Annotated in this window: 19 protein-coding genes; 6 read left to right on the top strand and 13 right to left on the bottom strand. The window is 45.4% G+C overall.

Features of this window, described 5'->3' with window-relative positions:
• Positions 1 to 239: 239 nt before the first annotated feature.
• The 3 genes from greA (at position 240) to TH606_RS00770 (ending at position 3673) form a co-directional block, all read left to right on the top strand.
• Positions 240 to 710: a transcription elongation factor GreA gene (greA, locus tag TH606_RS00760; protein ID WP_068540595.1), complete on the top strand. Its 471-nt coding sequence runs from the start codon at positions 240 to 242 to the stop codon at positions 708 to 710.
• A gap of 2 nt (positions 711 to 712) precedes the next feature.
• Positions 713 to 1174, top strand: coding sequence for an Lrp/AsnC family transcriptional regulator (locus tag TH606_RS00765; RefSeq protein WP_068540597.1), 462 nt, complete (start codon positions 713 to 715; stop codon positions 1172 to 1174).
• Between the two features lie 87 nt (positions 1175 to 1261).
• Positions 1262 to 3673, top strand: coding sequence for a Lon protease family protein (locus TH606_RS00770; RefSeq protein ID WP_068540599.1), 2412 nt, complete (start codon positions 1262 to 1264; stop codon positions 3671 to 3673).
• Between the two features lie 26 nt (positions 3674 to 3699).
• Here TH606_RS00770 and TH606_RS00775 read toward each other — a convergent pair whose 3' ends face one another.
• Positions 3700 to 6288, bottom strand: coding sequence for a protein translocase subunit SecDF (locus tag TH606_RS00775; protein ID WP_068540601.1), 2589 nt, complete (start codon positions 6286 to 6288; stop codon positions 3700 to 3702).
• Positions 6289 to 6397: 109 nt separating this feature from the next.
• A complete protein-coding gene (locus TH606_RS00780) occupies positions 6398 to 7384 on the bottom strand; it encodes a metal ABC transporter substrate-binding protein (protein ID WP_068540603.1) in 987 nt (328 codons plus the stop codon).
• A 231-nt stretch (positions 7385 to 7615) separates the two neighbouring features.
• On the opposite strand from TH606_RS00780, the gene TH606_RS00785 reads away from it, so the two are divergent.
• Both TH606_RS00785 and TH606_RS00790 read left to right on the top strand, forming a co-directional pair.
• Complete coding sequence (locus TH606_RS00785; protein WP_068540605.1) at positions 7616 to 8665, top strand: glycosyltransferase family 4 protein; 1050 nt, start codon at positions 7616 to 7618, stop codon at positions 8663 to 8665.
• A complete protein-coding gene (locus tag TH606_RS00790) occupies positions 8662 to 10821 on the top strand; it encodes an amylo-alpha-1,6-glucosidase (protein ID WP_068540607.1) in 2160 nt (719 codons plus the stop codon). Before TH606_RS00785 ends, TH606_RS00790 begins: the two co-directional genes overlap by 4 nt.
• 3 nt (positions 10822 to 10824) lie before the next feature.
• Here the strand turns inward: TH606_RS00790 and lpxB are convergent, their stop codons facing one another.
• The 11 genes from lpxB to TH606_RS11960 all read right to left on the bottom strand — a co-directional run bounded on the left by lpxB (position 10825) and on the right by TH606_RS11960 (position 21093).
• Positions 10825 to 11967 (bottom strand): lipid-A-disaccharide synthase, encoded by a 1143-nt coding sequence (gene lpxB / locus TH606_RS00795; RefSeq protein WP_068540609.1) that lies wholly within the window; start codon positions 11965 to 11967, stop codon positions 10825 to 10827.
• Entirely contained in the window at positions 11928 to 12911 is a 984-nt protein-coding gene (locus tag TH606_RS00800; protein WP_068540611.1) for a Gfo/Idh/MocA family protein, read from the bottom strand. Before TH606_RS00800 ends, lpxB begins: the two co-directional genes overlap by 40 nt.
• Entirely contained in the window at positions 12904 to 13722 is an 819-nt protein-coding gene (locus TH606_RS00805; RefSeq protein WP_231887714.1) for an LpxI family protein, read from the bottom strand. Before TH606_RS00805 ends, TH606_RS00800 begins: the two co-directional genes overlap by 8 nt.
• Positions 13715 to 14491, bottom strand: coding sequence for an acyl-ACP--UDP-N-acetylglucosamine O-acyltransferase (lpxA, locus tag TH606_RS00810; RefSeq protein ID WP_068540616.1), 777 nt, complete (start codon positions 14489 to 14491; stop codon positions 13715 to 13717). Before lpxA ends, TH606_RS00805 begins: the two co-directional genes overlap by 8 nt.
• A gap of 1 nt (position 14492) precedes the next feature.
• Positions 14493 to 14927 (bottom strand): 3-hydroxyacyl-ACP dehydratase FabZ, encoded by a 435-nt coding sequence (fabZ, locus tag TH606_RS00815; RefSeq protein WP_068540618.1) that lies wholly within the window; start codon positions 14925 to 14927, stop codon positions 14493 to 14495.
• Positions 14908 to 15948: a UDP-3-O-(3-hydroxymyristoyl)glucosamine N-acyltransferase gene (lpxD, locus tag TH606_RS00820; protein ID WP_068540621.1), complete on the bottom strand. Its 1041-nt coding sequence runs from the start codon at positions 15946 to 15948 to the stop codon at positions 14908 to 14910. The genes fabZ and lpxD overlap by 20 nt, the downstream gene beginning before the upstream one ends.
• Before the next feature lie 500 nt (positions 15949 to 16448).
• Positions 16449 to 16991: a Uma2 family endonuclease gene (locus tag TH606_RS00830; RefSeq protein ID WP_068540625.1), complete on the bottom strand. Its 543-nt coding sequence runs from the start codon at positions 16989 to 16991 to the stop codon at positions 16449 to 16451.
• 283 nt (positions 16992 to 17274) lie between these two features.
• The gene (locus tag TH606_RS00835) at positions 17275 to 18240 is read right to left on the bottom strand and encodes a hypothetical protein (protein WP_068540627.1); all 966 of its coding nucleotides are present in this window, start codon (positions 18238 to 18240) and stop codon (positions 17275 to 17277) included.
• Positions 18237 to 19856: a DNA repair protein RecN gene (gene recN / locus TH606_RS00840; RefSeq protein ID WP_068540629.1), complete on the bottom strand. Its 1620-nt coding sequence runs from the start codon at positions 19854 to 19856 to the stop codon at positions 18237 to 18239. Before recN ends, TH606_RS00835 begins: the two co-directional genes overlap by 4 nt.
• Positions 19857 to 20879 carry an aspartate-semialdehyde dehydrogenase gene (locus TH606_RS00845; RefSeq protein ID WP_068540632.1) on the bottom strand — a complete coding sequence of 341 codons (1023 nt, stop codon included), beginning with the start codon at positions 20877 to 20879 and terminating at the stop codon, positions 19857 to 19859.
• Positions 20880 to 20895: 16 nt separating this feature from the next.
• On the bottom strand, positions 20896 to 21093 hold the full coding sequence (locus TH606_RS11960) for a dual CXXC motif small (seleno)protein (RefSeq protein ID WP_269451034.1): 198 nt from the start codon (positions 21091 to 21093) through the stop codon (positions 20896 to 20898).
• Between the two features lie 250 nt (positions 21094 to 21343).
• On the opposite strand from TH606_RS11960, the gene TH606_RS00850 reads away from it, so the two are divergent.
• Complete coding sequence (locus TH606_RS00850; protein ID WP_157627817.1) at positions 21344 to 21931, top strand: hypothetical protein; 588 nt, start codon at positions 21344 to 21346, stop codon at positions 21929 to 21931.
• The last annotated feature ends 24 nt before the right edge of the window (positions 21932 to 21955 follow it).

Here is a 21955-nt window from a genome sequence, read left to right on the forward strand (position 1 = left end):
TTTTATTATTGAGAGACCTTTGCAAAACTTTAATACATTGTTTTTTATAAACTTTGTAGGGGAGAGATTGCTTCAAGGGAGAGGAGATCCCTTGCTTCGCTCGGGACAAGCGAAACAGTCTCAGAAAAATATTTTGTAAAGGTCTCTATTGACTTAAAAATCTTAGGGAATCTCTCAAATCAAGAGATTCTTTTTGTATAAACACTTATTAATTTTAGAATAAGTGGGTGGAGGAGCTTATGGAAAGAATCCCTATGACCAGACAGGGTTACGAAGAACTGCGTGAAGAGCTACGCCGTCTTCAAACCACCGAGCGTCAAAAGGTCATCAAGGCCATAGAGGAAGCCAGAGCCCATGGAGACCTTTCAGAAAACGCTGAATATCACGCGGCCAAAGAAAAGCAAGCCCACATTGAAGGGCGTATTCAGGAGCTTTCTGACCGTCTGGCCAGGGCTGAAGTGGTAGATATTCCCAAGACCCCTCCTTCTCGGGTTCAGTTTGGCGTTAAAGTCACCCTTTTAAACCTGGATACTGATGAAGAAGAAACTTATCAACTGGTAGGTCCTTACGAATCTGATGTTGAAAATGGAAAAATATCGGTCACATCACCTATTGGCCGGGCTTTGATTGGTAAAGAAGAGGGCGACGAGGTAGAAGTACAAACTCCCAAAGGAGTGAAGGTTTACGAAATTGTTAAGATAGAGGTCTAGTCTTGCACCAATTAGATCCGTTAGACAAAAAACTACTTCAAATAATTCAAGACGACTTTCCCCTGGTATCAGAACCTTTCACTGAAATTGGGGCAAGGGTGGGGCTGAGCGCCGAGGAAACCCTTGCCCGCCTTAAAAAACTTAAACAAAAAGGTATTTTGCGGCATTTTGGGGCAAGCATTAACTCCCGTAAGCTTGGTTTTGTTACCACTTTATGTGCAGTATCAGCTCCTGCAGAGAAAGAAGAAGCCATTGCTAAGCAAATTGCCATACGTCCTGAAGTTACCCATTGTTATCTAAGAAAACACAAATTTAATATATGGTTTACCCTGGTAGCTAAAGACTGGCCTGCTGTAGAAAAAATCCTTGAAGAGATTGCCAAGGAAACGGGGTTAAGGCCTCGGCATTTTCCTGCCCGAAAAATGTTTAAACTAAGGGCTGTTTTTCATATAGCTGATAACTAGCTTTTAAATTTTTCGCCTGTCTCTTACTGTTTCTTACCGCACAACATGATATGATATTCCTACCTACAAAATCATCCCGGAGGGATTATGGCGGCCAAAACCTTAAAACCAGAAGAAGTGAGGTTAACAGTTGACCCCTCATCTTTGAAAATAACTTCCTTTGAGGATCTTCTAAAAAGCCTTGAGACTGAAAAGCCCATTATGGCCCAGGAAAGGGCTGTCCGTTCCCTTGACTTCGGGCTAAATTTTGACGACCTGGATTTTCACATGTACGTGGCTGGCACTCCAGAGCTTGGCACCAGCTACATTACACGTGCCCTGGTAGAAAGCCAGGCCTGTAAAAGGCCTACCCCTTCTGACTGGTGTTACGTCTATAATTTTAAAAACCCAGACGCCCCCAAGTCCCTTGAACTTCCCCCAGGAAAAGGCCGTGAGTTTCAGAAAGATATGTCTGACCTTATTGAAAATCTCCGTCAAAAGATTCCAGAGGCCTTTGAAAGTGAAGCCTACATTACCAGAAAAGAACAAATCATTCGCGAATTTAACGTTACTCGAGCCAAGATATTTGAAGAACTTGAACAAAAAGTAAAGGCCGAAGGCTTTATTCTAAACGTGGAACCCTTTGGCATGATGATTATCCCTGCCAAACCCGATGGCACTCCCATGACCCCTGAAGACGTTAAGGAGCTTCCTGAAGAAGTAAAAGAAAGTTTAAAGCGCAAAAGCGAGGCTTTACAGAAAGAACTAAACGCCACCGCAAGACGCATCCAGCAACTGGAAAAAGAACTTCGCCAGAAACTTAAAGAACTTGACCGCGAAGTAGCTTTAAACGTAGTGGGAGGTTTTATCCAGGAACTCAGGGAAAAATACGCCACCATCAAAGGTGTTGTTACATATTTAAACGAAGTTCAGGAAGACATAATCAAACATCTGGATGACTTTCGTCAGCGCCCTGCCCCTCAACCTCCTATGCCCTTTCCCATGCCACCCATGCAGCCTTCTTTTACCCGTTATGAAGTAAACGTATTTGTAGACAACTCAGAACGCCAGGGAGCACCGGTTATTTTTGAACCCAACCCCACTTATACCAACCTTTTTGGCACCATTGAAAGAAAGGCCCAGTTCGGAGCCCTCATAACTGACTTTACCATGCTAAAAGCCGGAAGCCTTCACAAGGCTAACGGGGGCTTTCTAGTTGTACGGGCCCTTGACCTGCTAAAATATCCTTTCAGCTGGGAAAATTTAAAACGGGCTATAAAAACCCGTAAAATTTACCTGGAAGACCTGGCTGAACAGATCGGCCTTTTTACCACGAAAACCTTAAAACCTGAGCCCATTCCTTTTAGGGCCAAGGTTATTCTCCAGGGCGACCCTTTCATCTACCATCTCCTCTATCTCTATGACGAAACCTTCAGAGAAGTATTTAAGGTAAAAGCCCATCTTGACCGCTGGGTTGACCGTACTGAAGAGACCACCAAACAATTTTTACAGGCCGTAGCAGCCATAGTAAAACACAACCAGCTACTCCCTCTTGAAAGAGACGCCCTGGCTAAAATTATAGAATACTCCTGCGAACTGGCCGGCCGCCAGGATAAGCTTTCTCTGGAGCTTCCCGTGATCCAGGACGTATTAAAAGAAGCTCATTTCTGGGCCAAACGCGAGCAGAAAGAGGCCATAAGCGCTTCTCATCTAGAAAAGGCCATAAATGAACGAAAATTCAGGGCAAACCTTTCCGAAGAACGCCTCCAGGAGATGATTGAAAAAGACATTATCAAAATTCAGGTGGACGGTGAACTATGCGGAAGTATCAATGGCCTTTCGGTCTACGACCTTGGTGATTACTCTTTTGGGCGTCCAACACGGATTACCGCCAACATCTCTCTCGGCAAAGAAGGCGTGGTTAACATAGAAAGAGAAGCCGAGCTTTCTGGAAAAATCCATACTAAAGGTGTCTTGATTCTTGCAGGTTTTCTCAGAGAAAGATTTGTCCACGACAAACCCCTTACCCTTACGGCTACTCTTTGTTTTGAGCAAAGCTACGGCCTGGTGGAAGGGGATTCAGCCTCAAGTGCCGAGCTTTTTGCTCTTCTTTCTGCCTTATCAGGAGTGCCTATCTACCAGGGTATAGCTGTCACCGGCTCGGTTAGCCAGAAAGGTGATATTCAACCTGTAGGCGGAATTAACCAAAAAATTGAAGGCTTTTATAAAGTCTGTAAGGCCAAGGGTTTAAACGGTAAACAGGGAGTAATTATCCCAGAGGCCAACGTAAAAGAACTTATGCTAGATAAAGAGGTGGTCAAAGCCATTGAAAAAGGCGAGTTTCATATCTGGGCTATTTCTCGGGTGGAAGAAGGTGTAGAAATTCTTACTGGAAAACCTGCTGGCGAAAGAAAGCCCGATGGCTCTTATCCCGAAGGGACAATCTTTTTCCTCGTTGATCAAAAGTTAAGGGAGCTCGCCAGACTTGCCCGCGAATTTGCCAGAGAAGAAAAGAAGTAAGGGGCCGGGGCATACGCCCCGGGCTCTTAGCTTTTTATTTCTGGAGTCTCACCCTTTTGCAACCAGTGTATAACAGGGCTTGCCACAAAAATTGAACTGTAGGTTCCTATGGTGATACCAATAGCCAGGGCTAAGGCAAAATCTCTTAGCACTACTCCTCCCAGGAAAAGAATAGCTAGAACCACTATAAGAGTGGTACCAGCCGTGATAATAGTACGGGCAAGCATTTCGTTAACACTTTTGTTTATGATTTCAACAAAGCTCAATTGACCATGATATTTCTTTATGTTTTCGCGAATACGGTCAAAGACTACTACCGTATCATTAAGAGAATACCCGGCCAGGGTAAGCAAAGCTGTCACGAAAAGCAAAGATATTTCCCGATTAAGTAAATAAAAGAGCCCGGTTACAGCCAGGACATCGTGTAAAGTGGCAGCAGCCGCGGCCAGACCAAAATTTAGATTAAAGCGCAAGGCGAGATAAACCAGGAGCCCGGCAAAGGAAATAACAATAGCTAAGATGGCTTTGTGTTTCAGATCTTTACTTACCGCTGCACCTATTTCTTCTTTGCCTTCAAGTTTAAATTTGAGTTCAGGGAATTTTTCCTGTAAAACTTTTCGTACCTGTGCTTCAAGGTCTCCTACGGTCTCAGCCCTTTTGCGCAGTTTGACAAGAAGCATATTCTCATTTTTTACATCCTGAAGGGTAAAGCCGGAAATTCCTGCTTCTTTTAAGGCTTTTCTAATTTCATCAAGCTTGAAAGGTTTTTCAGCACGGTAATATGCTAACACTCCACCGCTAAAATCAACCCCCAGGTTGGCTGCTCCACGGTATATTTGAATAAATCCGATAATCCCGAGCAGCACCAGCCCGCCGGAAAAGATAGCGGCAAACTTGCGAAAACCCATAAAGTCAAAGGAAGTTTCCCTGATAACCGTCATAAAGTTGATTTTGGGGACCTTCCCTTTGGCAATCAGGAATTCGTAAAAAGTCCTGGTGGCAAAAATAGAGGTAAATAAGTTGATAATAATACCGGTTGAAAGGGTAACGGCAAAACCTTTGATAGGCCCGGTTCCAAACAGGAAAAGGGCCAGAGCCGTAATCAGGGTGGTTACATTGGCGTCAACTATGGTCCAGAAGGCCCGGTCATAGCCGGCAAATATAGCCGAGCGCGGCGAGCGGCCAAGGCGCAATTCCTCTCGCATGCGCTCAAAAATAAGCACGTTTGAGTCCACTCCCATGCCCACCAGCAGGATAATACCGGCGATACCTGGCAGGGTGAGAGTGGCCTGAAGAAGCGAAAGAGCCGCCAATAGCATAATGACATTCAAAATTATGGCTACATCCGCTACCAGGCCGGCAAAGCGGTAATAAATAATCATAAAGAGCATTACCAGAGCCGCGCCGATGAGGCCTGAAGTGAGGCCTTTTTTGATAGAGTCATGCCCAAGGCTTGGCCCCACGGTGATATTCTGGATAACTTTTACCGGTGCCGGCAGTGCTCCTGCCCTGAGGACTATAGCCAAATCTGCTGCTTCTTCGTAAGTAAAGGCCCCGGTTATCTGGGCCTGGCCTCCTGAAATTTTTTCACGTATCACCGGAGCAGAACGAACTACCCCGTCAAGCACAATAGCCAGTCTTTTGCCTACGTTTTCTCCAGTTACCCTTTCAAAAATGCGGGCTCCGCGGTCAGTAAATTCAAGGGCTACGTAGGGTTCGTTATAAGGGCCACCGATTCTTACCCGGGCATCTTTTACCATATCGCCGGTAAGCAATACCCGTTTCTTCAAAAGAAGGGGTTGCTTAATAACACGGCCAGTCTGTGGGTCTTTTTCCACCAGGAAGAAAACTTCTGTATCAGGTGGTATGTAAGGCCTTAGCACCCGGTTTATTTCCTCGCGTGATGCATCTGACTTAAGGCGGCCCTCCCTTATAGCCTTCTCTATCAGGGCGGCTATGTCTATGCGGGACATGGCCTCATCATCAACCAGACGAAATTCAAGCTGGGCCGTCTGCCCGATGAGTTTTAAAGCTCGCTCAGGGTCTTTAACTCCAGGTAGCTGAACTACTATTTTATCTTCACCTTCTTTAACGATTACGGGTTCAGTGACTCCAAACTGGTCAATACGGTTGCGAATTATCTCAAGAGACTGGTCAACGGCGTGTTCTTTGATAAAGGCCACCTGTTTTTCTGAAAGGGTGACTATTAAACGAGGAAATTTACCCTCTTCCTCGCGCACAATGCTTAAAGAAGGGAAATCTTTGGCAATTATTTCTTTTGCTCTTTCAAGGGCTTCTTTGTTAGGGAAGACAATAACTGCTTCTTTAGGGTTTTTGCTTTCAGCAAGAGTTACTCTGATACCCTTTCTGGCAAGGGTTTGTTGCAAATCTTTTACTGAAGCGTTCAGGGCATTTTGAATGGCTTTGTCTATATCAACCTTAAGCACCAGGTGCATGCCACCCTGGAGGTCTAAACCCAGTTTCAAGCGGTGTTTGTAGATGTATTTGTAATACCAGGACGGCAGATTAGGACAAAACGAAGGTAATAATAAAAGTATAGAAATGAAGGTTAAAACGAGGACCAAAGCTATCTTCAGTTTGAGCATGCGCGACATAAAAAATCCCCCTTCAACTTGCAAACTTATTTTAGGCTTTCTACTTCAAGGATAAGGGCTTGGCAAGAAGAATTAAACAAAAGAAATAATTTGGTCAATTTTAGCCAGGCTACCTGGTGGTTTCAGTTTGCAGGGGGCACTCAAGACCCAGGCATAAGTACTTTAAATTGCGCCACATTAAATCCCAGAAACTTAATTTTTGAGCTATTTCTTCCTGAGTTAATATAGCACCGGTGGAGAGATAAAAAACTTTGGCCCCTGTTTCTCTGGCAATTATTTCAGCAAACTTAATATTTTGGGGTTCATTGTAGTAAACAGCCTTAAGGCCGTTTTTCTCAATCACCTTGATAAGCTGATAAAGGGTTTTAGGGGTTGGTTCAGCTTCAGGCGAAAGCCCTGCCAGGGTAACGAAGTCCAAACCGTAATTCTTTTCCCAGTAACCAAAGGCCATGTGCCCGGCCAGGGGAACTAATTTTTGGCGGCAGGCTCCAAGGCTATTTTTATAGGCTTCGTGCAAGGTCTGTAGCATTAACTTAGCTTTCCTGGCATTTTGTAGAAAAATCTCTTTTTTGGCTGGCATTATTTTCCCCAGAACTTGGGCCAGTTTTTCAACAAATTCTATGTCCCGCGGGAAATCAAGCCACACATGGGGGTCAAAACCGTGGTGATGATGGTGGTCATGGTTAGCATGTGCATGCTTTAAGGGCTCTGATACCATGAAAACCGTGCGCAGGTTTTTAGGGGAAAGCCCCTTCAAAAAGTCATCAAGCCAGGGTTCAAGGCCACCACCTACGGTTACTAAAAGCCTGGCCCTTCTTAAAGCCAGCACATCTTGCGGGGAGAGCTCCCAGGAATGAGGGTCAGCTCCTGGAGGTAATAACAACTTAACTTCTACATCCTGCCCACCAACAGCTTTGGCAAACTCGGCTAAAGGGAAAATACTAGCTACCACCAGGGGCTTATTCCCACCACCAGCCCACAAAGAGCTGGGCATGGCCCAAAAAAAGAAAAAACAAAAGAACAAAACAACGGCTCGCATGACTTTTAAAATAGGGACAGGCAAAAAAAATTCAAGTCTATATCCAGATTGACTCATCACATTCCATCCTTAAATTTTTTATAGCCTTTCCACTTCCCAGTATTAATGAGAGCGTAAAACAGATGACTATTTTAAAATTGTCATTGCGAGCGAAGCGAAGCAATCTTTATCCCGAACGGTAGCGAAAGGATCAGAGATCGCCACGGCGACTACGTCGCCTTACGATGATGCTCTGTAATAAAAAATTGCTCCAATAAAGTGATAAATAAGTCTAAATGGAGGTAAAAAATGAGGATTGCTCAGGTAGCTCCTCTTTATGAAAGTGTGCCTCCAAAACTTTACGGCGGAACTGAACGCGTGGTCCATTATCTAACGGAAGAACTGGTTAAGATGGGCCATGAGGTAACACTTTTCGCTTCCAAAGACTCCCAAACTTCAGCCAAACTCGTTCCCTGTGCCGAAAGGTCATTAAGGCTTGACCATACGGTTAAAGACCCATTGGCCCACCACGTAATAATGCTAGAAAAAGTAGCCCAAAACGCTCAGCAATTTGACATTATTCATTTTCATATTGATTACCTTCATTTTCCTTTGATGAGACGCCTTGGCGTACCCCATGTTACCACACTCCACGGTCGGCTTGATATCCCTGATCTTGAACCCCTTTATCGTGAGTTCTCAGACGCACCGGTGGTTTCTATTTCTAATGCCCAGCGTAAACCTTTGCCCAGGGCCCGCTGGGTGGCCACGGTTTATCATGGTTTACCTGAAAATCTCTATCGCTTTCGTAATAAGCCCGGGAAATATCTGGCCTTTTTAGGGCGCATATCCCCTGAAAAACGGCCTGACCGGGCCATTAAAATAGCCGAAAGAGCCGGCATGAAGCTCCTTATAGCCGCCAAGGTGGACAGGGCCGATAGGGCCTATTACGAAAGCGTCATCAAGCCCTTGCTTAAAAGCCCCTGGGTGGAGTTTATAGGCGAAATAAACGACCGTGAAAAAGATGAGTTTTTGGGAAACGCTTACGCCCTGCTTTTCCCCATAGACTGGCCTGAGCCTTTTGGCCTGGTGATGATTGAGGCCAACGCCTGTGGTACTCCAGTTATTGCCTGGCGCTGCGGTTCTGTGCCAGAAATCATTGAACACGGTGTAAATGGTCTCATTGTAGAAAACCTTGAAGAGGCAGTTGAAGCCGTGGAAAAGGTCTCTCAAATAAGCCGTAAAAAGTGTCGGGAGGTTTTTGAAAAGCGTTTTACCTCAAAGGTGATGGCCAAAAATTATCTTGCGGTATATGAAAACGTCCTTGAACAAGAAAAAAGATTCCTTAAAGCGGCATGAAAAAGTGCATAACTGAACCAAAATTACAGCAGTTCTACATTCTGGCCACTTCACCCGGCCTCTCTAAAGAGGCCCTTATTTTAAAACACAGCGACTCCTTTGCCCTTTTTGACCCTTACGGTGATATCAGGCAGGAAGGCCTGGGAGAACAGGGGCTTTACCACTGTGGCACGCGGTTTCTCTCTAAATTTGAGCTTCATTTTTGCCAGACTCGGCCTTTCTGCCTTAATTCCTCTACCACCCAGGATAATCTGATGATAGTAAGCGACCTCACCAACCCGGACATGCTGCTTGAAGAGGAAGAATTTTTGCCCCGCGGAAGTGTCCACATTCTTAGGCAAAAATTTCTTTACAAGGGCACCTGTTACGAAGCCATAAAAATAGAAAACTTCTCCCCCTGCAGAATTCATCTCCCCTTAAGCATTTCCTACGATGCAGACTTTGTTGATATTTTTGAAGTAAGAGGATTCAAAAGGAAAAAGAAAGGCCAGTTATTTCCCCCTGAAGTTGATACGGCCTCAGTAACTTTTAAATACCTTGGCCTTGACGGTAAGCTTCGCCTTACAAAGATATTTTTTGACCCTCTTCCCGCAGAAATAAACAGCAGGGAAGCCATTTTTCACCTTGAGCTTAACCCCAAGGAAAAAACCAACATTTTCGTGGTCATAGCCTGTTTCCTTGACCAGGAAGAAGAGCCAGTACCATTCGTCAGGGCCTATCTTTCCAATCGGCAAGAGTTAAAGCGCCTGCGCCGTACAAGTTGCCGTGTAAGCTCACCACAGGAGTTTTTTAACGCCTGGGTCAGGCGCTCAGAAAGTGACCTTTTTATGATGCTTACCGAAACACCCTACGGACTTTATCCTTACGCCGGTATCCCCTGGTTTAACACCTATTTTGGCCGAGACGCCATTATAACTGCTCTTGAAAGCCTCTGGCTTAACCCCGAAATAGCCAAAGGGGTATTGCGTTTTCTGGCTGCCACCCAGGCCACTGAATTTGACCCATCTCGTGATGCTGAACCTGGAAAGATTCTTCATGAAATGCGTTTTGGAGAACTTGCTGCCACAGGCGAGATACCCTTTGCCCGTTATTACGGCACAGTTGACGCCACGCCACTCTTTCTGGTCCTGGCCGGAGCCTATTACGAAAGAACCCAGGACACTTCTCTGATAAAAGACCTCTGGCCACATTTTGAAGCGGCTCTTTGGTGGATGCAGGAATATGGCGACCTTGATGGCGACGGCTTCATTGAATATCAGGCCTCAGAAGAAGGCCTGGTCAACAAGGGCTGGAAAGACTCTCACGATAGCGTTTTCCACGCTGATGGCACCATGGCCAAGCATCCTATCGCCCTGGTAGAAGTCCAGGCCTACGCTTATCTGGCCTATTTAAAAATAGCCAAGCTGGCGAGGGTCCTTGGTAAAAATTCACTGGCTGACTCCCTAGAAAAAGAAGCTCAAAGCCTTAGGGAAAAATTTCTAAAGGCTTTCTGGGACGAAGAGATGGGCTTTTTCGTGCTGGCCCTTGATGGAGAAAAACGCCCCTGTAGGGTTTACACCTCAAACGCCGGCCACGTGCTCTGGAGTGGCCTGGCAGAAGAAAAACAGGCCATCTCCGTAGCCCAGAAGTTATTTGGCGAAGATATGTTTTCTGGCTGGGGAGTTCGCACGCTTTCTTCACGGGAAGTACTTTTTAATCCGGTGTCGTATCACAATGGTTCTATATGGCCTCATGATAACGCCATCATTGCCCAGGGCCTTTCTTATTATCGTTTAAAACACTTTGTATCCCAAATTCTTACAAGCCTGGCTCAGGCCAGTGAACACTTTCCGTTACACCGTATGCCTGAACTTTTTTGTGGCTTCAAGCGCCGTCCTGACCAGGGGCCTATCCCCTATCCCGTAGCCTGCAACCCTCAGGCCTGGTCAGCTGGGGCAGTTTTTATGCTCATAGAAGCAGCTCTAGGGCTTAATTTTACCCCCTCTGGGCTTTGTTTTTGTTATCCCATACTTCCAGCATTTTTAAGACGCCTCAAATTGAGAAACCTGCTCATAAATGGCGTTTCTATAGACCTTGATATCGTGAACCACGACACAGACGTTACTATAAACGTGCTACGCAAACCTAAAGGGATTGAAATACTGGTGCGGAAATAAATTTTAACGCCTTTCTCTAATCAAAGAAGCGGCAAGCTCTGCGGCTCGCCAGGCCGCTCCCCCTGGCCCTAAAGAAGCCTTTATCTGAGCGAGTTTATCGCGCACCTGCTGGTTATAATGGTGGTCATTCAGGAATTTTAAGAGGGCTTCAGCCAGGTTTTCCGGAGTGGCTTCATTTTGTAAATGCTCAGGCACGAGAGCCTTTCCAGCCAGCAGGTTGGTAAGGCTTGCGTATGGCACTTTGACCAGCTTTTTGGCCAGCCAGTAGCTCAGCTTATTAAGCTTGTAAGCCACCACCATAGGCACACCCACAATGGTGGCCTCAAGGGTCACCGTGCCAGAGGCAAGGAGCACCACCTCTGATTGGGCCATAACATCGTATTGATAGCCCTTGACCACTTTCAACCCGCTAGCACCCAAAAAAAATTCGTCAGAAAGGCCTTCAGCCCGCACTATTACACCCTGAACATCTGGCCGCTCTTTTTTGACCAGGTTGAAAGCTTCAAGAAAAAGGGGCAAAAGGGTTATCACTTCTCGGCGGCGGCTGCCAGGAAAAATTCCCACTATAGGTCTTCCAGAATCAAGGCCTAGCAAACGACATAAAGTTTCACGGTTAAGAGAAGGTTTAACCACATCCACCAAAGGATGCCCTACAAAATGGACCTTGTAGCCATAACGGGCGTAAAAGTCCACTTCAAAAGGGAAAACCACGGCCATTTTATCTACCACGCGTTTTATAAGATGAACCCGATAAGTACGCCAGGCCCACACCTGCGGGCTTATGAAGTAAAAAACAGGCACCTGATAGCGCTTGGCGTACTTGGCTAGCCTCAGGTTAAACTCTGGAAAATCAATAAGAATCAAAAGATTGGGGGGACTTTCACGCAAAATTTTTTTAATCCTTTTAAACACCCGCAAAACTTCACGTGCTTCTTGCAAACTCGGAAGGCCTACAATAGCCAGATTCTCGGCGGGATAAAGACATTCAAAGCCAGTAGCCCTTAGCTTTGGACCTCCGATACCCTGTATGTGAATTCCAGGCAAAATCTCGCGTAAGGCCCTTACCAAAGAGGCCCCGTGCAAATCTCCTGAACTTTCCCCAGCTACTAGGAAGACACGCAGTGCCTTATGAGGTCTGGAAGACAAGACCCTTCTCTCGCCAAAAAATGAGCTTTTTGTTTCTCTATCTCTTTTTTAATTTTGAAGGCTAGGTCAAGGGCCTCAAAGCCCTCTTCGCCGCTCACTGGCGGTCTCTTCCCCTGATTTATAGAAGAAATAAAGGCACAGAGCTCTTCAAAAAGTGGGTCAACCTGAGAAAACTTCTCTGGTTCAGGCAAAGTGCCATTTTGAGGGAGTTCAACCCGCGTAAAAGTGCTTTCAAGGGTGTCAGCGGCAAGATACGCCCCTTGCTGATAAACTCTGAAAGAACGGGAAGGCTTAAGGGCTATGCGGCTGGCCGTAAGGTTAGCCACCACTCCGTTTTTGAAAATTAGCCTTACGCTGGCAAGGTCTATTTTGTCGGTGATAACAGGCGCCCCAGTGGCCTGTAATTCTTTTATCTCTGAATTTACAATAGTTAGTACCAGGTCAAGGTCATGAATCATGAGGTCAAGGATAACATCCACATCAAGGCAGCGGGCGGAAAATTTAGATACCCGTTGGGCTTCAATAAAAATAGGTTCTTTTACTTCGGCTAAGAGTTTTTTTATGGCCGGGTTAAAACGTTCTATGTGACCCACCTGAAGAATTAAACCAAGTTTATCGGCAAGTTTCACCAGCTCCTCTGCCTCATGGGGGGTACTGGCCAGGGGCTTTTCCACAAAAACGTGACAACCAGCCTCAAGGGCAGCCCTGGTAACTTCAAAATGATGAACCGTTGGCACTACAATGGAAACCGCTTTCACCAACGGTAAAATTTCTTTGAAATCATAAAAAGCCCGGGTGCCACACTCACGGGCCACTTCATCGGCCCTTTCGGGGATAACATCCACCACTCCCACCAGCTCCACTTCGTCAAGCTGGGCCAGTTTCTGGGCGTGGAAACGCCCCAGATGCCCAACACCAATTACCGCTACTTTGAGTTTACTCATAACGCACTCCCACCACCACTATACCCACCTTATCGGCCAAAGACAAAGCTTTTTCACGGTCAAAAAAAAGGGAGCGTCCGGCTTCAAGGGCAAGTACCCGAACTTTGGCTTCAATCATGCTTTCTATCGTTTTCAGACCTACTGAAGGCAAGTCAAAACGGGGGTCCTGCGAAGGCTTAAAGACCTTGACGACCACCGTATCTTTCATCAGTGTGCCAGCTCGCCTTATAGTAGCGTCAGTGCCTTCAAGGGCCTCTACCGCTACTACCATACGGTCTTTCACCACCACACACTGGCCTATATCAAGCTCTCCCACCGCCTTGGCTATAGCAAAGCCATAGATGATATCTTCTATCTGGGCTGAAGTAGGTTTCCTCCTGGTTAGGATCCCCTCAGGAGTTAAAAGTTCAGGCAAATACCTGGTAGGAGAAATAACCTTAACACCCATAAATTCAATCTCTCTGGCTACAGCCCGCAAAATCTCGTCGTCGTTTCTGGTTTTAAGCTTTCGCCAGAGAGAAATAGTCTTACGGTCAGGCCGCGCCGTTAAAATGGCCTTATTTTTACGAATGTGGCCGGCCAGAGCTACTTCTTCGGCCTCGCTATTTTTTAGAATTTCAAGGAGCTTGCCAAATTGGGTAATGGGAATTTCGTGGTACTCATCGGCAAGCTCAGCTAGCTCGGTGTTCCCCTGGCCTTTAAAAGTGATTACTAAAAGAGACTTTCCCGCTTTTTTAACGGCCTTAGCAAAGAGAAAAGGATATTGCCCTTCACCAGCGATAAGGGCAACTTTTTTTGACGGTTCATTCACTGAGGAACTTTCTGATAACACCCCGCTTACTCTCCCCTCCCACAAAGATTACGAATTTTTTTATCACTTCATCGTGAGGATATTCCTCGTGTATTTTCTGAAGGGCTCCTTTTACCGTGCCTTCCTTGAGGAATATCTTTAAAGCCCGGTTAAGGGCTTTGATGTTTCCCGAAGAAAAGCCAGCCCGCCTCAACCCCACCAGATTAAGCCCGGCGATCTTGGCGGGAATGCCAAAAACCCTTACAAAAGGCGGAACGTCTTTATCCACCCCACTTAAGCCAGAGACAAAGGCGAGCTCCCCTATACGACAGAATTGATGCACCATGACTCCACCACCAAGCACCGCCCCGCGGTCTATTTTTACATGACCACCAAGATTTACGTTATTGGTGAGAATTATCTCGTCTGAGAGCTTACAGTCATGGCCAATATGGGCGTAAGCCATGATAAAACAGCGGTTGCCTATGCGGGTAACTCCGTCGTCTAAAGTGGTGCCCCGGTGGATAGAAACGTATTCACGAATAACATTTTCATCACCGATTTCCACATAAGTTTTTTCACCTTTACAGGCCAGGTGCTGGGGGGGGAAACCAATAGTCACAAATGGGCCAATTTTATTGTTGCGGCCTATTCTGGTGCGGGCAGAAATGATGCTATACGGGCCAATTTCGGTACCCTCGGCGATTTCTACTTCTTCACCGATGATGACACCAGGGCCTAAAACTACATTATCAGCGATCTTAGCAGTAGGATGGATGTTTGCTTGCATATTATTTTACCGCCGCGGTAACATCAGCCTCAGCTACCAGTTTATCGCCCACAAAAACTTTACCTGAAGTTTTTAAGATAGTTCGGCGAGCTTTATAGCCTTCTAAAACGAATCTGGCTACATCTCCGGGATAAACCGAGGCCCTGAACTTGGCCTTTTCAATGGCAGCAAAAACAAAGAGCCGCTCACGAAACTCTGGATTAAGTTTTTTAAAGAAAATAATCCCTGTTTGCGCAATAGCCTCAACTAAAATCACCCCTGGCACCACCGGCTCTCCCGGGAAATGGCCCTGGAAAAACTCTTCATTCCAGGTAAAACACTTAATGGCTTCAATCATGGGGACTTCCGGGTCAAGTTTTACAACTCTGTCCACAAAAAGAAAAGGATAGCGATGAGGCAAAAGCTCAAGGATTTCTTTATGACTTATCTCGTTCATTCAACTTTTCCTCCAGTTCGGCAATTTTGGCCTTAAGCTCCCGCAATTCTTTAACCATTTCAGGAAGCCTTTCGTAGGCAGCCACACAGCGCCGCCATTTAGCAATTTCAAGGGCCGGGGCACCAGCCACGGCTTTGCCTGGCGGAACTTCCTTGGCCACACCAGCCTTGGCCGCTACCATTGTCTGGTCTCCCAGATTGGCTGATATGCCAGCCTGGCCACCCACCAGCACAAAATTACCAACTCGCACACTTCCGGTAAATCCGACCTGGCCAGCAAAAGCACAGCCCCTTCCTATCTGAACGTTATGAGCAATTTGAATGAGGTTGTCTATTTTAGTGCCAGACCCGATTTTGGTGGAGCCAAAAGTGCCGCGGTCAATGGTGGTGTTGGCGCCTATTTCCACTTCTTCGGCAATTTCTACCCGCCCGAAATGGGGAATCTTTAGGTGCCGACCGTTTTCCTGGGCGTAGCCAAAGCCATCTGAGCCTACCACGGCGCCAGCATGGATAATGGTTCTCGGCCCGATTTTAGTGCGCGGATAAATAACCGCGTTGGGATAAATGATCACCTCTTCGGCTATCTCTGCTTCGTCACCCACATAAACCCCCGGGTAAAGTACGGTTCGTGGGCCAATTTTGGCCTTTTCTCCTACGTAAACAAAAGGATAAATACTTGCCTCTTCGTGAATCTCCGCTCCCTCAGCCACAAAGGCAAGCTCGCTTATGCCTCCGGGGTGTTCTTTCTCTTCGTAAAAAAGAAAACCTATTTTGGCTACAGCCGCCCGCACATTGGGGGTTACTATAAGGCTTTTGCCTTCAAGCTTGCCTGCCAGAGCAGGCGACACCAAGAGGGCTCTGGCCCGGGAATTTTTAGCTGCTTCTAGAAACTTGCCTGATTCCACAAAAGATAATTCTTTCTCATCGGCAAGCTCAAGGGCATTTATACCGGTTACTTCAAGGTCTTCACCTTTTAACTCAGCGCCAATTAAAGCCGCTATCTCACTTAGCTTTTTCTTCAAAGCTCTCTCCCAAATTTAGTTTTTTAGCCATCATACATTTTCTAGATTTAATCGTAAATATTAGACTTAATCGGAAATTGGTCACCAACCAATTTTTCCACATATTTTGCCTGTCCCTTTTTAGTTCGCCAAGCCCCAGATTTAGCGAAAGAAATTTTTGCCTGTCCCTTTTAAGTCTATTTTTGAACACTTGAAACACTTAATTATGGACGTCTCTTTTATAGAGGATTAGATCAAAATGTCTCAGTATTTTAGCTATAACTTACGGGTGAGATTGCCTCGTCCACTTAGCCTCGAAATGACAGAATGGAGGAAGGAAATATTACCATTACAGGAAGGGGGCTTGTAATGACTTTCATCTTGTTCATGTGAAAAAATTTCCTATTGGCACTGAGAAGCATATTCCTTCGTTGTCACTGTGAGGAGCCAGAGGCGACGAAGCAGTCTCGGAGATACTCACTTCGCCCAGGACAGGCGAAGTCTTGGAAAGTCTTACAATTCTAAATCCTCTGCCAGATTTTAGATAAATTTACCCTGAAGGAACATTTGATCTTGAAAGTAAACTCACCCTCGTCTGAATCAAAAATTTTGTCGTATTTACCTTCTTTTAGTTCAAAGACTCGCATTTTTTTCAGCTCCGGATAAACGAGCGCGTAAAATTTCACTTTTTCCTTCTCGTAAAGGAAAAATTTTAATTTTTCGTCTTTAAAAGCCGTACTTGGGGAAACTATTTCAAAAATCACCTCCGGTGGATTTTTAAGGTGCTCTTCTGGAATACGGTCACACACTACCACAATATCAGGCCTTAGCACGGTGGTCTCGTCAACAATCCAGTCTATATCCTGGCAGACAAAACAATTTTCAGGGCAACCTTCAAGCTGTTCTTCTATCTGGGCAGCCAGAATAAGCGAAACTCGCTGATGCCGCCAGAAAGGGGAAGGCATCATGGCATAAGGAATACCTTCTATAAGTTCCCAGTCTCCCTCCCAGCGGTTATAATCTTTCACCGTGTAACGAGGTAAAAACTTTTCTGCCGGTTCCATAAATTTTCCTCGCTTTTCTTTTTATCGTATAATTAACAAGAAAAGCTTACCAGTTCAAAGGTTCACCCACCGAAGATATTATACAGGTTTCAGAAAAAGAACTAAAAAGTAATCTTTCTCGTTACTTAAGAGAGGTCAAAAGGAAAGATTATTGAAGTCACGCACTACCGCCGGCTAATAGCCAAACTTTGTCCCGCGTCAGTTATGGGTAGGCGAAGCAGTCTCTCAACCAGATCGCCAAGTCACTGGATCACGATGATCGTGACCATATCATCAATGTTTTTTACACGTAAATCTCCCGTGCTTTTCCATTGGAGATAACTTTTACCGTCACTTTTTCAAGGTTTCGAGCTTTAGGAGCGTATTTTTTTACCAGTCTGGCAGCATGTTCTAAATCTTCTTCATGAAAGCTTAAAAACAAGCCTGTAGGGCCGGGAATATCGGCCAGCCTCAAAAAAACACTGTTTTTGGGGGACAGGCAAAAAAGTTTTTCGTTTTCTTCGGCGTTGCGGCCAAGCACCAGCCAGCTCCCCCCGGGCAACTCAAAGTGCCGACCAAAAGTCAAAGCCTCTGCCTCCCAGGAAGTCACCTGTCCGTCTTTTAGCTCAAAGTATCGCTTGATACGAGGAGCAATGGCCGGGTCCGTAAGAAGGCAGCCGCCTGCTGGAGAAGGAATTTTTTTAAGCCCCAGTTCTCTGGCAAGGGTCAGTTGCCTTTTGCGCCCCCGCCCGGAAATATCAAGAAGTTTCTCTCTCTTCACAATCCCCAACTTTTCTGGCAGTGTTTCCTTAAGCTTTAAAGCTGAAAGCGGACGCAAAAGCAGGCCTTCAAGGCCGGCGGCCTTTTCAATGTGCCTCAAGGTGTTTTTCATTTGGGACATAGGGCGCTGCCCTACCACCTCACCAGTAATGATAAAGCCCGCTTCAAGCTCTTCCATAAGCTTTTTGGCCTCTTTAAGCATTAAAACCTTGCAATCAATACAGGGGTTAAACTGGCTCCCGTAACCATGCGGCGGAGCTTTTAACATTTTAAGGTATGCTGGCGTTATGTCTTTTATTACTCCTGCAGCAAAGCCAAATTCCTCCTGGACATACTGATCAAAATCTTTTTCCCGTCCCTTCCAGTGCCAGCCAAAAAAAGGGGTTATAAAGCGAACCGCTACTACATCTATTCCCTGGGAGGCTATGAGCTTTCCAGCCAGGATGCTATCAAGCCCTTCGGAAAATAGGAGTAAGGCTTTTTTATTCATAGGCCCAAAAGTTTCTGCGCTACATCTCTGGCCGAAGGATCTCCGAGCATACGGGCCATTTCATTTATTCTTTCTTCGGGATTTAATTCTTTTATAAAAGTAAAGGCCTCATCGCCTTTGATCTGCTTTTCTACCACAAAATGTTGCCTGGCAAGGGCCGCAATCTGTGGCAGGTGAGTAACGCATATAACCTGGTAACTCGTAGCAAGGTCTGCCAGAAGTTTCCCCAAACGATGGGCTACCATACCACCAACGCCGGCGTCTATCTCGTCAAAAATAAGGCTCTGGGCCGAGGCCTTCTTTGAAAGCGCTGCTTTTATAGCCAGGAAAAAACGAGAAAGCTCTCCCCCTGAGGCCACTTCGGCTATGGGACGCCACGGTGCTTTGGGATGGGTAGTAACCAGGAAATCTACCTGGTCAAAACCAGTAGATGAAAGCTCTTTTCTGGCAAAAGACACGCGGAACCTGGCTCCTTCAAGGGCAAGTTCTTTAAGAAACCGGTTTACATGCTGGCTCAGGAGCCCAGCCGCCTGCTTACGCTTTTGCGAAAGCTCTTCAGCCAGCTCTACAGCTCTATTTTCAGCCTGTTTAACTTCTTCCTCCAAGTCCTGCAGATGTTCTTCTCCAGTTGAAATGTCTTCCAGGTCTTTCTTTATCTTTTCATAATGAGAAAGCACATCTTCAAGAGTCGGCCCATATTTACGCATTAAGCGTTTCAGGGCAAAAAGCCGCTCTTCCAGAGCTTCTAATTCGTCAGGGGCTATCTCAAGGCTCCTTAGATAATCAGAAAGTTCAAGGCTTAAATCTTCAAGTTCGTAGCTAAGTGTTTCAAGCCTTTCGGCTAAGGGTGAAAGATTTCGGTCAAACTCCAAAGCCTGGCTCAACGACTTTTTGGCAGAAGATATTGAGGAAAAGCTTTTCTCCACTTCACTGTAAGCGTTATTAGCCAAGTCCTTTAAACGAGCTAGATTTTTAAGACGCTTTAACTTTTCTTCTATCTCTATGTCTTCTCCTGGCACAGGAGAGACAGCTTCTATCTCTTGTAGTTGAAACCTTAGAAAGTCTTCCTCTTTTAAAGCATTTTTGACTTTCTCCTGAAAGGAAAGAAGATTTTCAAGTTTTTCGCGGAAAGTTAGGTAGGCTTTTTCGTATTCTTGCCTCAAAGCCAATAGATCTCCGAAAGTATCAACAGTTAGGAGGCGTTCTTCTGGTTTATTAAGCGTATGATATTCGTGCTGGCCAGCAATAACCACCAGGTCACTTGCAATTTCTGAAAGCATCTGCAGGGTAACAGGAGAATCGTTAAGATAAGCCCGTGAGCGTTCGGCTGTAATAATGCGTCTTACGATGAGTTCTTCAGCTGGCTCAAGGCCAAATTTTTCAAGGTGCTTTTGGGTTTTCTCATCCACTGAAACTACCGCTTCAATGAGAGCCTCTTTAGCTCCAGGCCTTATAAGGCCGGGGCTACTTCGTGCTCCGAGAACAAGCTTTAAACTTTTTATCAAAAGAGATTTGCCTGTCCCTGTTTCTCCGGTAAAAACAACAAAGCCCGGCTCAAAGCTGAGTCGGGCCTCTTTTATAAGGACGAAGTTTTTAAGCCTTAATTCCTGAAGCATTTAAAGATATTTTTCGGCTAATAACTCGGCAATCTGAACGGCGTTAGTAGCTGCCCCTTTGCGGAGATTATCTGCCACCACCCAGAGGTTTAAACCGTTTGCAATGGACTCATCTTCACGAATGCGCCCAACAAAGACTTCGTCTCTTCCAGCAATTTCAATCTGCAGGGGATATTTTTTCTCTTCAGGCTCATCTATGACCACAATACCCGGAAAATTACTGAGAAGTTCCCTGGCCTTATCCACGGTAATCTTTTTCTCGGTTTCTATGTTTACCGCTTCAGCGTGCCCATAAAATACCGGCACTCTAACCGTAGTGGCGGTAACGCCGATTTTTTCGTCTTCCATAATCTTTTTAGTCTCGTTTACCATCTTCATTTCTTCTTTGGTGTAACCATTGTCTAAAAATATGTCTATGTGAGGGAGACAGTTAAAAGCTATCTGATGAGGGAAGACCTGCGGTTCAGGAAGCGTCTTTCCTTTACACCAGGCCCTGGTTTGTTCCATGAGTTCATTTATGGCTTTCTGGCCGGCTCCAGAGACTGCCTGGTATGTAGAAACAACTACTCGCTTTATGCGGCTATAATCATAAAGTGGTTTTAGGGCTACGACCATTTGAATAGTAGAACAGTTGGGATTGGCAATAATGCCTTTGTTCTTGTAATCAGCCACCGCGTGAGGATTAACCTCTGGCACTACCAGGGGAATTTCCGGATCCATGCGCCAGGCGCTGGAGTTATCCACCACCACCGCGCCATCAGCAGCAAATTTAGGAGCGAATTCAAGGCTACGCGAAGCACCAGCAGAAAAAAGGGCAATATCAATACCTGAAAAACTTTTCTGTTCTCCTAAAACTTCAACTTCTATCTCATCACCTTTGAAAGGAATCTTTAAGCCGCGAGATCTTTCTGAAGCAAACAAACGAAGGTTTTTAACAGGAAAATTCCTTTCTTCAAGGACTTGAAGCATCATCCTTCCCACTGCACCGGTGGCCCCAACTACGGCTACGTTAAATTCTTTCATACTTGCCTCCTAAGTTTTATAAAAAGCGGTCACAGCGAATATTATAAAATAGTTCTTCAAGTTCTGGAGTTAATTCATTTTGATAATCTCTAATGTTAAAAGAATTTCCACAACTCTCGCACCGGAGAGCCACGCGGCGTCAGGTTCTAACTAAATAAAGCTCACCAGTGCAATTGCGGCATCTAAGCCCCACTTTTTGCCCGAGCTTTAGCATATAGCCCCCTTTTTTGGCGAAAATATAAAAGAAAAAAGAAGTTTTTGCCAATGGAAAAGGGGCGCGACCAGCGCGCCCGTTATTAAAATAGAGGAGGTATTAGGGTGTAAGTCTAAAATTAAAAATACAAGATTTTATAGTAAAAATCAATCTTTTCAAACTGATTCTTTAAAAAAATTACACAAAAAAATTAGGGACAGGCAAAGTTTGATTCAACGTTTTGCCTATAATTACAAAAACTGTTTAAAATATGTCTATGAACTCGTTTGAACTTCCTATTATTCGCGTATGGTTGAAATTTGAAACTGAAGCCCCGGAAAAACTTCCGCGCTATTTATTTTCGCCTCTTCGGGGGGTGTTTGGTGCTCAGTTAAAAAGACTCTCATGTGTAGCTAGAAAATTTAGTCGGTGTCTTGAGTGCCCCTTACATCAACATTGTGCCTATGGCTACATATTTGAGACACCGCGCCCTGAGGGAGTAGAACGCCTACGGCTTTATCCTTATCTTCCGCACCCCTTTGCTCTTTCTCCACCTTATCTCTCTCCGCGAGAAAACCCGATTATCCTTGGCCTAACTCTTGTAGGCCGAGCTATTCAATATTTCCCACACGTGGTCCTGGCTTTAATGGCTGCTCAAGAAAAAGGTCTTGGCCGAGAAAGAGTCCCTTTCGTGATAAAATCCATAAAAGATCATCAAGGAGAAGAGCTTTACCAAAGAGAAAATCTTAAACCCCCGAGTTTGATAAACAAATTTTCATCTTATGAAACCACAAAATTAACTCTTATCTTTAAGACACCGGTAACCTTGAGATTTGAAGGCAAACTGGTGCGGCGGTAGTATTTCAGTAATTGTGTCCGAAAA

Origin of the sequence: Thermodesulfatator autotrophicus, assembly GCF_001642325.1 — a bacterium.
Lineage (GTDB): Bacteria > Desulfobacterota > Thermodesulfobacteria > Thermodesulfobacteriales > Thermodesulfatatoraceae > Thermodesulfatator > Thermodesulfatator autotrophicus.